The organism is Burkholderia sp. EMB26 (assembly GCF_024730645.1).
Taxonomy (GTDB): Bacteria; Pseudomonadota; Gammaproteobacteria; order Burkholderiales; family Burkholderiaceae; genus Burkholderia; species Burkholderia cenocepacia.
The window spans coordinates 448,608-462,667 of sequence record NZ_CP078071.1; the positions used below are offsets into that span (position 1 = coordinate 448,608).

A 14,060-nucleotide genomic window follows, 5' to 3' on the forward strand; every position below is an offset into this window, starting at 1 on the left:
GGTATCCGACGCCATTTCTCGCGCCAGCCCGCAGGTTTACCCGTATTAGACAATAACAAGCACGTTTGCCATTGACAAATATTCGGCGCGAGCAGATGATCCGCTGACACCCCTCAACACATGGCTCGCAGCCACGGAACGCACAATGGCCAAAGCATTCGCCTCCCAAGCCGATCTGGAAGAGAAGAAAGTCACCTGGACGAAGCTGTCCGAGAACGCCTACGCGTACACAGCCGAAGGCGACCCGAACTCGGGCGTGATCATCGGCGACGACAGCGTGCTGATCGTCGACACGACCGCGACGCCCGCGATGGCGCAGGACCTGATCGCGAAGATCCGCAGCGTCACCGACAAGCCGATCAAGCACGTGGTGCTGTCGCACTACCACGCGGTGCGCGTGCTCGGCGCGTCCGCGTATTTCGACGAAGGCGCGCAGCACGTGATCGCGAGCCGCGGCACGTACGAGATGATCGTCGAGCGCGGCGAGGCCGACATGAAGTCGGAGATCGAGCGCTTCCCGCGCCTGTTCGCCGGCGTCGAGACGGTGCCGGGCCTGACCTGGCCGACGCTCGTGTTCGAGCGCGAGATCACGCTGTTCCTCGGCAAGCTCGAAGTGAAGATCATGCACGTCGGCTCGGGCCACACGAAGGGCGACACGATCGTCTGGCTGCCGTCGCAGAAGGTGCTGTTCTCGGGCGACCTCGTCGAATACGACGCCGCGTGCTATTGCGGCGACGCGCAGCTCGAACAGTGGCCGGCCACGCTCGAGGCGCTGCGCGCGCTCGGCGCCGAGAAGCTCGTGCCGGGCCGCGGCCCCGCGCTGCTGAATCCGGCGGAAGTGAACAAGGGCCTCGACTACACGAAGGATTTCGTCACGACGCTGCTCGCGCAGGGCCGCAAGGCCGTCGAGCGCAATCTCGACCTGAAGGCCGCGATGGCGCTCACGCGCGAAGCGATGGACCCGAAGTTCGGCCACGTGTTCATCTACGAGCACTGTCTGCCGTTCGACGTGTCGCGTGCGTTCGACGAGGCGAGCGGCATCGCGCATCCGCGCATCTGGACCGCGCAGCGCGACAAGGACATGTGGGCCGCGCTGCAGGACTGAGCGGCACACGGCGGCGGGGCGGCGCTCACATGATCGCCTCGCCGTTTCCCTGAAGGTTGCGGCAGTCGCGGCGGCATCGCGCCGCGGTGCCGGCAACCGTATCCGGTCTCACAAGAAAGCAGGGCGCATGCACGCCCTCGGAGACTGCCGCGCGCTCGACATCGCGCGGCCCGTTTGGAGAGAGACATGCCCCAATCGCTTCCCGCCGAAGCGACGCTCGCGCACGCGAGCGCGTCGGCGCCGACTTCCGCATCCGCCTTCAGCGACGCGTTGCTGTTCCGCAAGATCGCGTGGCGGATCGTCCCGTTCCTGTTCCTCTGCTACGTCGTGTCGTTTCTCGACCGCATCAACATCGGCTTCGCGCAGTTGCAGATGAAGCACGATCTCGGCTTCAGCGATGCGATGTACGGCCTCGGCGCCGCGGTGTTCTACGTCGGCTACGTGTGCTGCGAAGTGCCGAGCAACATGCTGCTCGCGCGCTTCGGCGCGCGCCGCACGTTCACGCGGATCATGCTGCTGTGGGGCCTCGCGTCGACCGGGATGATGTTCGTGTCGCAGCCGTCGCATTTCTACGTGCTGCGCTTCCTGCTCGGCGTGTTCGAGGCCGGCTTCTTCCCCGGCATCGTGCTGTACCTGACCTACTGGTTCCCCGCGAACCGGCGTGCGGCGGCGATCTCGGTGTTCTTCGCGGGCGTCGCGGTGGCCGGTGTGCTCGGCGGCTTGTTGTCCGGCTGGATCATGCGCGACATGAGCGGCGTGCTCGGGCTGCACGGCTGGCAATGGATGTTCGCGATCGAAGGGGCGCCGGCGATCCTGCTCGCGTTCGTTGCGTTCACGTTGCTCGTCGACCGGCCGCAGGACGCGCCGTGGCTCACGTCCGACGAAAAGGCGCGCGTCGCCGCGCTGTGCGCCGAAGGCCGCGCACACGGCAATGCGCACGACGGCCGCAGCGTGATGACCGCGCTCGCGAATCCGCGCGTGTATCTGTTCGCGTTCATCTATTTCTCGCTGACCTGCGCGTCGCTGACGCTCAACTTCTGGATGCCGCTGATGATCCGCGACTTCGGCGTGACCGACGTCGTCGCCGTGAGCCTCTACACGGTCGTGCCGAATGCGGTGGGCGCGGTCGGGCTGGTGCTGATCGCGCGCCGCTCGGACCGCACCGGCGAACGCCGCAAGCACTTCGCGTGCTGCACGATCGGCGGCGGCCTCGCGCTCGCGGCGCTGACGCTGCACCTGCACAGCTTCGCGGCGATGCTCGCGTGCCTGTCGATCGCGGCCACGCTGATCTTCGCCGCGCTGCCGATCTTCTGGGCCGTGCCGACCCGCTACCTGTCCGGCAATGCCGCCGCGGCCGGGATCGCGTTGATCAGCAGCATCGGGATCACGAGCGGCATCGTCAGTCCGTGGGTGATCGGGATGATCCGCACGCGCACCGGCAGCATGGATCTCGCCGTGTACCTGCTGGCCGCGCTGCTGGTGGCGAGCGGCGTGGCGCTGATGCTCGGCGTGAAGGGCGAGGGCGCGCGGCGCGGCTGAACGTCGGCTTCGGCCGGTCGCCGTCGGCGGGCGGCGGCGACCGGCGTTGCACGTCCTGCCCGCTCCCTGTTGACTTCCGTGGAGGAGACGATCGATGTCAGCCCCTCTCCCGGCAGACGCCGCGCATGCCGCAGCGTCCGGCCCTCATGCATCGGACCACGACGCGCTGTACCGCCGCATCGGCATGCGCATCGTGCCGTTCCTGTTCGTCTGCTACATCGTGTCGATCCTCGATCGCAGCAACATCGGCTTCGCGCAGTTGCAGATGCGGCAGGATCTCGGCCTCACCGACGCGATGTACAGCCTCGGCGCGGTGCTGTTCTTCGTCGGCTACGTGCTGTTCGAGGTGCCGAGCAACGCGTTGCTGCGCCGCTTCGGCGCAAGACGCACGTTCGCGCGGATCATGTTCCTGTGGGGCGCGGTGTCGGTCGCGATGATCACCGTCGACAGCGCAAGGCAGTTCTACGTGCTGCGCTTCCTGCTCGGGCTTTTCGAGGCCGGCTTTTTCCCGGGCGTCGTGTTCTACCTGACGTACTGGTATCCCGCGCGCCGTCGCGCGTCGGTGCTGTCGATCTTCTATGCGGGCGTCGCGGTGGCCGGGATGGTCGGTGGACTGCTGTCGGGCTGGCTGATGCGCGGGATGTCCGGCGTGCTCGGTCTGCACGGCTGGCAATGGATGTTCGCGATCGAGGGCGCGCCGGCGCTCGTGCTCGGCGTGATGGCATGGTTCTGGCTGTGCGACCGCCCCGAACACGCGCGCTGGCTGTCCGACGACGACCGGCGGCGGCTCGTGGCCGACCTCGCCGCCGATCGCGCGGAGGCACCCGCGCACGCGGCTTCGTCGCTGCGGCAGGTGCTGGCCGAGCCGCGCACCTATCTGTTCGCGTTCATCTATTTCTCGCTGACGACCGCGCTGCTGATGCTGCTGTTCTGGATGCCGCTGATGATTCGCGAATTCGGCATTCACGACGTGGTTCACATCAGCCTGCTGTCGATCGTGCCGAATGCGATCGGCGCGGCCGGCCTGATCGCGATCGCGCGGCGCTCGGACCGCAAGCGCGAACGCCGCCGGCATTTCGCCGCATGCGCGTTCGGCGGCGCGGTGGCGCTCGCGTTGCTGACGCTGCATCTGCCGAGCATCGTCGCGATGATGGCGCTGCTGTCGATCGCGGCGATGCTGATCTTCGCCGCGCATCCGGTGTTCTGGGCCGTGCCGTCCGCGTATTTCGCGGGTGCCGGTGCGGCAGGCGGCATTGCGCTGATCAGCAGCATCGGCGTATCGAGCGGGATGATCACGCCGTGGATCGTCGGCGTGATCCGCACGCGCACCGGCAGCATGGATTCGGCGATGCTGATGATCGCCGGATTGCTGGCCGCGTGCGCGGTCGCGATGCTGCTGGGCGTGCGCGCCGCACCGCGCGACGCGGATCCCGCCGGCAATCAGCGCGCCGCGGTGTAGCGCGGCGCGGGCGTATCGGCCGACAGGTGCGGCGCCATCGTGCGGCGCGCGGCCTCGTATGCGTCCCATTCGTCGCCCGCGTGCAGCGACGGGATCGTGACGAGTTCTCCGCGCTCGAACCCGACCAGCGCCGCATCGACCATGTCCTGCGCGGTCATCACGATTTCCTTCGGCAGGTGCTCGAGCGGCAGGCCGCCCGTCTGCCAGAAATCGGTGGCCGTCGCGCCGGGCAGCACGGCCTGCACCTGCACGCCCTTGCCGGCGAGCTCGTGATGCAGCGACTGGCTGAACGCGAGCACGAACGCCTTGCTGCCGCCGTACACGCCGTTCAGCGTTTCCGGCGAAATCGCGACGATCGACGAAATGTTGATCACCGCGCCGCGCCCGCGTGCGACGAAGCCGGGCACCGCCGCATAGGTCAGGCGCGTGAGCGCGGTCACGTTCAGGTCGATCATGCGCGTCATCGCGTCGACGTCGCTGTCGAGCAGCGGCGCATGCGTGCCGATGCCCGCGTTGTTCACCAGCAGCGTGATGCTCGCGTCCTGTTTCAGCTTGGCTTCGACGGCGGCGAGCGCCGCGCGGTCGTTGAGGTCCGCGTCGACGATCTCGACGCTGCGCTGCGTGTCGTTCGTGATGCGCTCGGCGAGGGCGCTCAGGCGCTCGCGGCTGCGCGCGACCAGGATCAGGTCGTAGCCGCGGCGCGCGAGGCGGTCCGCGTAGACGGCGCCGATGCCCGACGACGCGCCGGTAATGAGGGCGGTACCGCGATGGGCTTGCGTCATGATGTACTCCGTTTCGATGAGGATGGCCGGATGGCGTGAAAGCATTCTGGCCTCGAAGCGCTTCGACACAAATGACGTAGATGGGTATGATTCCGGACATCGCAGCGATCGACACGGGACCGGAGGACGCACATGCACCGAATCGGCTTTTTGATCAGCGACGGCTTCCAGATCATGGCGCTCGCCGCGCAGTCGGTGTTCGAGTACGCGAACATGGGTCTGGAGAAGCCGTTCTACGCGATGGACAACTATTCGGTCGACGGCGGCGACGTGCGCTCGTCGCTCGGGCTGTCGGTCGCCACGCGCGCGCTGCGCGGGCGGATCGGCGTCGACACGTGGATCGTCGCGGGCGTCAACGATCCGCTCGCCGCGCCGGCGCCGGCCGGCGTCGTCGCCTATCTGCGCCGCGCGAATACGCGTGCGCGGCGGATCGCCGGCATCTGCACGGGGGCGTTCGTGCTGGCCGAGGCCGGGCTGCTCGCGCAGCGTCGCGCGACCACGCACTGGGCGTTCGGCCGCGACATGCAGCGGCATTACCCGGAGATTCGCGTCGAGGACGACCGGATCTATATCGTCGACGGCCCGATCTGGACGTCGGCCGGGATGACGGCCGGGCTCGATCTCGCGCTCGCCATGGTGGAAAAGGATCTCGGCGCCGATGCCGCGCGGGCGGTCGCGCACAAGCTGGTGATGCACCAGCGCCGGGCCGGCGGCCAGTCGCAGCATTCGGAAATGCTCGATCTCGCGCCGAAATCCGACCGGATCCAGAACGCGCTCAACTACGCGCGGCAAAACCTCGGCCGCGCGCTGACCGTCGAGGATCTGGCCGAGGCCGTGCACCTGAGTCCGCGCCAGTTCAGCCGCATATTTACGCTCGAAACCGGACAGTCGCCGGCGAAGGCGATCGAGCGGCTGCGGCTCGAAGCGGCGCGGCTGATGATCGAACAGAGCCGCCATCCGCTCGACGTGATCGCGCAGGAGAACGGTTTTCGCGACCGCCGGCACATGCGCGAGGCGTTCGTGCGCGGGTTCGGCGTGCCGCCGCAGGCGCTGCGGCGCGACGCGCGGGCGGACGAGCGGGAAACGGGCTGACGTGCGCGGCCGCCCGCCGCCGGCGCGAGTCGGAAAAAGCGCGCAGAATCTCGTCGACATGCTTCGCGAGGAGACACGATGCACGCCGTACCGTTCGACATTGCGATACCTGATCAAGCGCTCGATGATCTGCGCCGGCGCCTGCGCGACGCGCGCCTGCCGACGCTGACCCCCGCCGAGCCCTGGCAGCAGGGAGTGGACGGCGCATGGCTGCGCGAGCTGGTCGCGTACTGGGCCGGGGGCTTCGACTGGCGTGCGCTCGAGCATGCGCTGAACCGGCTGCCGCAGTTCGTCGCGGACGTGGACGGGCAGCGCGTGCATTTCATCCATCGGCGTGGCGCGGGACCGACACCTTATCCGCTCGTCATCACGCACGGCTGGCCGGGCTCCGTGTTCGAATTCGATGCGCTGCTCGATCGGCTGTGCGATCCGGCGGCATTCGGCGGCGATCCTGACGACGCGTTCGACGTGGTCGTGCCCTCGCTGCCCGGTTTCCTGTTCTCGCCGGCGCCGGCGGCACCCGGCATGTCGGCGTTTCAGGTCGCCGATCGCTGGGCCGGGTTGATGGCAGGCCTCGGGTATCGGCGCTTCGGCGCGCAGGGCGGCGATATCGGCGCGGCCGTGTCGGTGGCGCTCGGCGCGCGACATGCAGACAGGGTGGACGGTGTCCATCTGAACTACCTGCCCGGCAGCTACGAGCCGGCGATCGACCCGGCCGCGCCGCTGACCGACGACGAGCAGGCATTCCTGAAGCAGCGCACCGACTGGGTCGCGATGGAAGGCGGATACGCGCACGTGCACGCGACGAAACCGCAGACGCTGGCCGTCGCGCTCAACGATTCGCCGGCCGGGCTGGCCGCCTGGATCGCCGAGAAATTCCGCACGTGGAGCGATTGCGACGGCGACGTCGCGCGGCGGTTTTCGCACGACACGCTGCTGACGGGCATATCGCTCTACTGGTTCACCGGCTGCATTGGCTCGTCGATGCAGATGTATTGGGAAAACCGGCTGCAGCCGATGCGCTTCGCGCCGGGGCAACGCGTGGCGGCGCCCGTCGGCTTCGCGCGCTTTCCGAAGGAGATCAGCCGTCCGCCGCGCAGTTGGCTCGAACGCGTGTTCGACGTGGTGCAGTGGACCGACATGCCGAGCGGCGGCCATTTCGCGGCGCTGGAGGAGCCGGACTTGCTCGCCGACGATATTCGGCGGTTTTTCCGGCGTTTCCGGTAACGGGCGGGCAGGCCGCTCGGCGGAAACCTGGGCCGCAGGGCGCTCGCGCGGTTCAGGCGTGACGGGAGCCGGCGCGATGCGAATCGCGTCGCGCCGCCGCCGCGTGTCTTATCGCGTGACGAACGCCGTGGCCGCATCCGGCGCCGTACGCGCATGCTTGCGCTGGCGCAGCAGCGCGACGCGGCAGTTCTCGCGCGCCGTTTCGCGGCCGTCGTCGTCGAGCAGCACGAGGTCGCCGCGCATCACGTTCAGCGTGATCACGTCCTCGCCCGGCGCGCCGAGGGTTTCCGGCGTGTGCACCGAGCCGGCCGGTTCGAGCACCGTCGAGCCGGCGTGCGCGATCCAGTCGTATTCGCGGTAACGCCACGCACCCTGCAGCGTATGGACGAACACCTCGCCGTCGTGACGATGGCGCGGCAGCGTGCCGCCGGCCGGCATCTTCAGCAGCGCGGTCAGCGTGTCCTCGGCCGCATTGATGTGCAGGTACTTGATCGCGAGCCCCGGCAGGTCGGCGCTCATCGGCAGCCACGGCAGCGCGTCGCCGGGCAGGCAGGAGATCGGCGGCAGGTCGGTGGAGAGCGGGGCGGACGGCTGCGTCATGGCGGAAGGCGGAGCGGAAACGGAAAGAAGCCCGCATTATCGCAGAGCCGGATCACGCGGCCGAACGGAGGCGGCGCCGCGGCGAAGGCCGGCACGGCGGGGGCGATCCTTACACGCTGAAATATACAGTCAAACTGTACAGTTTGACTGTCGATGTGCTATCTTGAATTTATGAACGCGCCATCGTCTCCCCCCGACCCACTCCCGCTGGCCGGTCTCGCCGGCGAACTCCGCATCTCGGTCGGCAAGCTGATGCGGCGGCTGCGGGAACAGACCCATCCGAACGACCTCACGTCCTCGCAGAAATCGGTGTTGCTGCGGCTCGACCGCGACGGCCCGGCGACCGTGTCGGCGCTTGCGCGTGCCGAAAGCGTGCGCCCGCAATCGATGCGCGTGACGGTCGCGACGCTCGAGGCGCTCGGCGCGGTCGCCGGCGCGCCCGATCCGAGCGACGGCCGGCAGACGCTGATCGCGCTCACGCCTGGTTTCCGCAAGGTGCTGCAAGCCAACCGCGCGGCCAAGGACGACTGGCTGTTCCGCGCGCTGCACGCGCAACTGTCGGCGGCGGAACAGGCCGAGCTCGCGGCGGCCGTGAAGCTGCTGCAGCGGCTCGCCGAATTCCAGGACCCGGCGCGTCAGTGAACCGCTCCGATCCACTCGCCGCAAGGACAATCCGCGCATGAACTTCCTGCCTCTCGTGTCGTACTTCTTCGGCGGTGCGTTTCTCGCGAACGTCGTGCCGCATCTCGTCAGCGGGCTGCGCGGCGAGCCGTTCCAGACGCCGTTCGCGAATCCGCCCGGCCGCGGGCTGTCGTCGTCCACCGTGAACGTGGTGTGGGGCGTCGTGAACCTCGTCATCGCGTATGCGCTCGTGTGCCGGGTCGGCGATTTCGACCTGAAGCGCACGGCCGACGCCGCGGCGCTCGGCCTCGGCATCCTGGTGCTCGGCCTGTTCCTCGCGCGGCGCTTCGGCGCGCTGCACGGCGGCAACGAGCCGGACCGGGAGCGGCCATGAGCGTGCCGGCCGCGGGCGTATTTCGCTCGCTTCGCAGTTTCAACTATCGCGTGTGGGCGATCGGCTCGCTGGTGTCGAACATCGGCACGTGGATCCAGCGCACCGCGCAGGACTGGCTCGTCCTCACGCAACTCACGCATCACGATGCCTCGGCGGTCGGCACGGTGATGGCGCTGCAGTTCGGGCCGCAACTGCTGCTGTTGCCGTGGACCGGCTACGCGGCCGACCGGTTCGACCAGCGCAAGCTGCTGATGGCGACGCAGGCGCTGATGGGCGCGCTGGCGCTCGTGCTCGGCGTGCTGACGGTCACCGGCGCCGTGCGGCTCGAGCACGTGTATGTGTTCGCGTTCCTGTTCGGCTGCGCGTCGGCGTTCGACGCGCCGGTGCGGCAGACCTTCGTCGCGGAACTGGTTGGCGACCGCGAGCTCGCGAACGCGGTCGCGCTCAATTCGACGTCGTTCAATGCCGCGCGGATGGTCGGCCCGGCGGCGGCCGGGTTCCTGATCGCATCGGTCGGCACCGGCTGGGCGTTCCTCGCGAACGGGCTCAGCTTCTTCGCGGTGCTGGCGTCGCTGTCGCGGCTGCGGGAGGACGAACTGCGCGCGAACGTGCGGGCGGATCGCGCGCGCAGCAGCCTGCTCGACGGGTTCCGCTACGTGTGGCGCCGCCCGGACCTGACGGCGATCCTCGTGATGCTGTTCCTGATCGGCACGTTCGGGCTCAATTTCCAGCTGTTCATTTCGACGATGGCCGCCAGCGTGTTTCACGTCGATGCGCGCGGGTTCGGGTTCCTGTCGTCGATGATGGCGGTCGGCACGATCTCGGGCGCGCTGCTCGCCGCGCGCCGCGAGCAGCCGCGGTTTCGTCATCTGTGGATCGGCGCGACGCTGTTCGGGCTCGGCTGCACGTTCGCCGCGCTGGCGCCCGGCTACTGGTCGTTCGCCGCGGCGCTGGTGCTGACGGGCATCGCCGCGATCACCTTCATGAACTCGACCAACAGCCTGATGCAGCTGTCCACCGAGCCGGCGATGCGCGGCCGCGTGATGGCGCTGCGCCTCGCGGTCGCGTTGGGCGGCACGCCGATCGGCGCGCCGGTGGCCGGCTGGGTGGCAAACCATCTCGGCCCGCGCTGGGCGCTCGGCGTCGGCGCGGCGTCCGGCTTTGCGGCCGCGCTCGTCGCGACCCATTTCGTCGCGCGCAAGCGGGCACAGCCGCGTACGGGCGGCGACGCCGCCTGACCGGACCGCAAGCCGCCGCTACGCCGCCGGCCGTGCCGCCGCATGCGCGGCGTCGAGGCACGACTGGAACAGCAGCGCCGCCCGCGACGGCCGCGGCGAGCGCCGCAGCAGGCTCACGAACCGGCAACGGTAATTGAACCGGTGCGGCGCGATCGGCTGCATCAGCCCCTTGTTTTCGAAACTCTCCGCATAGTGATCGGGCAGGAAGCCGAGATAGCGGCCCGACAGAATCAGCGTTGCGATCGATTCCTGGTCCGACGCGGTCGCGCTGCGGGTGAGCTTCGCGCGATGGCTCAGCTCCATGTTCGGCGAATGGAAACCCAGCCCGGCGAACGCGTGGTTGCGGATCGTCGTCCACGTAAGCTTGCCGTGCGGCGCATCGAACAGCGGATGCTGGCGGCCGCAGTAGAGCAGCATCCGTTCGTCGAACAGCTCCGAATACACGAGGCTGCCCGAGTTGCGGTGCACGGGAATGATCCCGACCTGGTAACTGCCGTCGATGATCCCGCGCTCGACCTCGTTGATTGACGCGACGTGCAGGTTCAGCGCGACGTCGGGCGCTTCGTCGGCGAACTGGCGGATCGCGTCGCCGAGGCGGGCATTCGCGTTGGTGGCCGTCTTGTCGAATACCGCGATGTGCAGTTCTCCGCCCATCCGGTCGTGAATGCCGTCGATCCTGCTGCGAAATGCTTCCATCGACGCGAGCAGCCGCAGCGTTTCCTCGTACACCGTCTGCCCCTCGGGCGTCAGCGTGAAGCCCGCGCGGCCGCGCCGGCACAGCACGAGGCCGAGCCGCGTTTCCAGATCCTTCACGTGCCGGCTGATCGTCGAGATGCCGATATTCAGTTCCAGTTCGGCCGCCGCCATCCCGCCGCACTGCACGACGCCCTTGAAGACCCGCAGCAAACGGAGATCCATGTCGCTGAGCTGCCCGAGCAGCGCGCGGCTCTTCGGTTTCTTTGCTTGCATAGTTGAGCAAGTGAACATTGATATTGCGATATTCAAAAGACTAATTGGCGTCCCGACAATGTGCAACATCATCACAAGGAGGAGGGGCGCGCCGCGCCGACCGACATGACCGACATCACCACCGCCCAGCACGACGACACGAACCTCCGCACCGACGCCGCCTGGCTCGATGCGCACTGGATGCCGTTCACGGCCAACCGTCAGTTCAAGGCCGATCCGCGCATGATCGTGTCCGGCAAGGGCGCGTATTACACCGACGCCGAAGGCCGCAAGATCTTCGACGGCCTGTCGGGCCTCTGGTGCACGGGCCTCGGTCACGGCCGCACGGAAATCGTCGAGGCCGTGAGCCGCCAGGTCGCGCAGCTCGACTACGCGCCGGCCTTCCAGTTCGGCCATCCGAAATCGTTCGAACTTGCCAACAAGATCAAGGAGCTGACGCCGGCCGGCCTCGACTACGTATTCTTCACGGGTTCGGGCTCGGAAGCGGCCGACACGTCGCTGAAGCTCGCCCGCGCGTACTGGCGCGCAAAGGGCAAGGGCACGAAAACGCGCCTGATCGGTCGCGAGAAGGGGTATCACGGCGTGAACTTCGGCGGCATCTCGGTCGGCGGGATCGGACCGAACCGCAAGCTGTTCGGTCAGGGCCTCGATGCCGATTTCCTGCCGCATACGCAACTGGCCGAGAACAGGTTCTCGCGCGGCATGCCCGAGCACGGCGCCGAGCTGGCCGACCGCCTGCTCGAGCTGATCGCGCTGCACGACGCGTCGAACATCGCGGCCGTGATCGTCGAGCCGTTCTCCGGTTCGGCGGGCGTGGTCGTGCCGCCGAAGGGCTATCTGAAGCGCCTGCGCGACATCTGTACCGCGCACGACATCCTGCTGATCTTCGACGAGGTCATCACGGGCTTCGGCCGCGCCGGCGCGATGACGGGCGCCGACGCATTCGGCGTGGTGCCGGACATCATGAACTTCGCGAAGCAGGTGACGAACGGCGTGCAGCCGCTCGGCGGCGTGATCGCGACGAAGGAAATCTACGACACGTTCATGGCCGCGGGCGGCCCCGAGTACATGCTCGAGTTCCCGCACGGCTACACGTATTCGGCGCATCCGGTCGCGTGCGCGGCCGGCGTCGCGGCGCTCGACCTGCTGGTGAAGGAAGACGCGGTGGCCCGCGTGCGCGATCTCGCGCCGCATTTCGAGGCGGCCGTGCACGGGCTGAAGGGCCAGCGCCACATCGCGGACATCCGCAACTACGGGCTGGCGGCTGGCCTGACGATCGCCGCGCTGCCGGGCGAGCCGGCACGGCGCCCGTACGAGATCGCGATGCGCTGCTGGGCGAAGGGCTTCTACGTGCGTTACGGCGGCGACACGATCCAGCTCGCGCCGCCGTTCATCGCCGAGAAGCGCGAGATCGACAACCTGGTCAACGCGCTGTCCGACGCACTGAACGAAGTGGACTGAGCCACCGCTTGCCCGCAGCGATAACCGAATTCACGAAAGAGCCCGAAACATGAAACACGACAGCAATGTGACTTCCACCGTCGGCCACCTGATCGACGGCAAGCGCGTCGACGGCGGCAGCCGCGTCCAGCCGGTGTTCGACCCGGCCACCGGCGAATCGCACAAGAGCGTCGCGCTCGCCGACAAGCTGACCGTCGAAGCCGCGATCGCGTCCGCGCAGGCCGCGTTCCCGGCGTGGCGCAACACGCCGCCGCTGAAGCGTGCCCGCGTGATGAGCCGCTTCAAGACGCTGCTCGAGGAACACGCCGACGAGCTGTGCGCGCTGATCACGGCCGAGCACGGCAAGGTGCTCGCCGATGCGATGGGCGAACTGCAGCGCGGGATCGAGAACGTCGAATACGCGACCTACGTGCCCGAGTTGCTGAAAGGCGAGCACAGCAAGAACGTCGGCCCCGCGATCGATTCGTGGAGCGAGTTCCAGGCGCTGGGCGTCGCGGCCGGCATCACGCCGTTCAACTTCCCGGTGATGGTGCCGCTGTGGATGTGGCCGATGGCCGTCGCCTGCGGCAACACGTTCGTGCTGAAGCCGTCCGAGCGTACGCCGTCGTCCACGCTGCGCATGGCCGAGCTCGCGCTCGAGGCCGGCCTGCCGCCGGGCGTGCTGAACGTCGTGAATGGCGACAAGGAAGCGGTCGACACGATCCTGACCGATCCGCGCGTGAAGGCCGTGAGCTTCGTCGGCTCGACGCCGATCGCCGAATACATCTACTCGACCGGCTGCGCGCACGGCAAGCGCGTGCAGGCGCTCGGCGGCGCGAAGAACTTCGCGGTCGTGATGCCGGATGCGGACATCGGCAATGCGGTGAACGCGCTGATGGGCGCCGCGTACGGCTCGTGCGGCGAGCGCTGCATGGCGATTCCGCTCGTCGTCGCGATCGGCGACGAAACGGGCGACAAGGTCGTCGCGGGGTTGAAGGCCGAGATCGAGAAGATGAAGGTCGGCCCGGGCAGCGGCGCGGGCGTCGACATGGGCCCGCTCGTCACGAAGCAGCATTTCGAGAAGGTGACGGGTTTCGTCGAAGCGGGCGTGGCAGCCGGCGCGACGCTCGTCGTCGACGGTCGCGGCGTGAAGGTCGACGGCCATGACGGCGGCTACTACCTCGGCCCGTGCCTGTTCGACAACGTGAAGCCCGGCATGCCGATCTACCAGCACGAGATCTTCGGGCCGGTGCTCGGCGTGATCCGCCTGAAGTCGCTCGACGAGGCGATGGCGCTGATCGATGCGCACGAGTACGGCAACGGCACGTGCCTGTTCACGCGCGACGGCGAGGCTGCGCGCTATTTCGGCGACAACATCCAGATCGGCATGGTCGGCATCAACGTGCCGCTGCCGGTGCCGGTCGCATACCACTCGTTCGGCGGCTGGAAGCGTTCGCTGTTCGGCGACCTGCATGCCTATGGTCCGGACGCCGTGCGGTTCTACACGAAGCGCAAGACGATCACGCAACGCTGGCCGTCGGCCGGCGTGCGCGAGGGGACGGTGTTCAGCTTCCCGTCGAGCCGCTGAGCCCAC

Annotated in this window: 13 protein-coding genes; 10 read left to right on the forward strand and 3 right to left on the reverse strand. The window is 68.2% G+C overall.

What is annotated here, in order from left to right; all coding sequences use genetic code 11:
• The first annotated feature begins 145 nt into the window (after positions 1 to 145).
• The 3 genes from KU887_RS18670 to KU887_RS18680 all read left to right on the forward strand — a co-directional run bounded on the left by KU887_RS18670 (position 146) and on the right by KU887_RS18680 (position 4,103).
• Positions 146 to 1,105 (forward strand): MBL fold metallo-hydrolase, encoded by a 960-nt coding sequence (locus KU887_RS18670; RefSeq protein WP_006482658.1) that lies wholly within the window; start codon positions 146 to 148, stop codon positions 1,103 to 1,105.
• 186 nt (positions 1,106 to 1,291) lie between these two features.
• Complete coding sequence (locus KU887_RS18675; protein WP_034202385.1) at positions 1,292 to 2,644, forward strand: MFS transporter; 1,353 nt, start codon at positions 1,292 to 1,294, stop codon at positions 2,642 to 2,644.
• Positions 2,645 to 2,738: 94 nt separating this feature from the next.
• Positions 2,739 to 4,103, forward strand: coding sequence for an MFS transporter (locus KU887_RS18680; RefSeq protein ID WP_060265986.1), 1,365 nt, complete (start codon positions 2,739 to 2,741; stop codon positions 4,101 to 4,103).
• Here the strand turns inward: KU887_RS18680 and KU887_RS18685 are convergent.
• On the reverse strand, positions 4,085 to 4,885 hold the full coding sequence (locus KU887_RS18685; RefSeq protein ID WP_006494925.1) for an SDR family oxidoreductase: 801 nt from the start codon (positions 4,883 to 4,885) through the stop codon (positions 4,085 to 4,087). The genes KU887_RS18680 and KU887_RS18685 overlap by 19 nt on opposite strands.
• 132 nt (positions 4,886 to 5,017) lie before the next feature.
• Between KU887_RS18685 and KU887_RS18690 the strand changes: the two genes are divergently transcribed.
• Positions 5,018 to 5,977, forward strand: a complete 960-nt coding sequence (locus KU887_RS18690; protein WP_060265990.1) for a GlxA family transcriptional regulator — start codon at positions 5,018 to 5,020, stop codon at positions 5,975 to 5,977.
• A 78-nt stretch (positions 5,978 to 6,055) separates the two neighbouring features.
• Entirely contained in the window at positions 6,056 to 7,204 is a 1,149-nt protein-coding gene (locus tag KU887_RS18695; RefSeq protein ID WP_060265994.1) for an epoxide hydrolase family protein, read from the forward strand.
• A 108-nt stretch (positions 7,205 to 7,312) separates the two neighbouring features.
• Here KU887_RS18695 and KU887_RS18700 read toward each other — a convergent pair whose 3' ends face one another.
• Complete coding sequence (locus KU887_RS18700) at positions 7,313 to 7,804, reverse strand: 2,4'-dihydroxyacetophenone dioxygenase family protein (protein ID WP_034202382.1); 492 nt, start codon at positions 7,802 to 7,804, stop codon at positions 7,313 to 7,315.
• Between the two features lie 153 nt (positions 7,805 to 7,957).
• On the opposite strand from KU887_RS18700, the gene KU887_RS18705 reads away from it, so the two are divergent.
• From KU887_RS18705 to KU887_RS18715, 3 genes are read left to right on the forward strand one after another with little or no spacing between them, the layout of a single operon-like run.
• The gene (locus tag KU887_RS18705) at positions 7,958 to 8,446 is read left to right on the forward strand and encodes a MarR family winged helix-turn-helix transcriptional regulator (RefSeq protein ID WP_249189473.1); all 489 of its coding nucleotides are present in this window, start codon (positions 7,958 to 7,960) and stop codon (positions 8,444 to 8,446) included.
• Positions 8,447 to 8,483: 37 nt separating this feature from the next.
• Entirely contained in the window at positions 8,484 to 8,819 is a 336-nt protein-coding gene (locus tag KU887_RS18710; RefSeq protein ID WP_006482655.1) for a hypothetical protein, read from the forward strand.
• Positions 8,816 to 10,057 (forward strand): MFS transporter, encoded by a 1,242-nt coding sequence (locus KU887_RS18715; protein WP_048985517.1) that lies wholly within the window; start codon positions 8,816 to 8,818, stop codon positions 10,055 to 10,057. Before KU887_RS18710 ends, KU887_RS18715 begins: the two co-directional genes overlap by 4 nt.
• Positions 10,058 to 10,075: 18 nt before the next feature.
• Here the strand turns inward: KU887_RS18715 and KU887_RS18720 are convergent, their stop codons facing one another.
• A complete protein-coding gene (locus KU887_RS18720) occupies positions 10,076 to 11,026 on the reverse strand; it encodes a LysR family transcriptional regulator (RefSeq protein WP_006494919.1) in 951 nt (316 codons plus the stop codon).
• Positions 11,027 to 11,131: 105 nt separating this feature from the next.
• Between KU887_RS18720 and KU887_RS18725 the strand changes: the two genes are divergently transcribed.
• Complete coding sequence (locus tag KU887_RS18725; RefSeq protein WP_012493315.1) at positions 11,132 to 12,487, forward strand: aspartate aminotransferase family protein; 1,356 nt, start codon at positions 11,132 to 11,134, stop codon at positions 12,485 to 12,487.
• Positions 12,488 to 12,536: 49 nt separating this feature from the next.
• Positions 12,537 to 14,054 (forward strand): CoA-acylating methylmalonate-semialdehyde dehydrogenase, encoded by a 1,518-nt coding sequence (locus KU887_RS18730; RefSeq protein ID WP_006482837.1) that lies wholly within the window; start codon positions 12,537 to 12,539, stop codon positions 14,052 to 14,054.
• The last annotated feature ends 6 nt before the right edge of the window (positions 14,055 to 14,060 follow it).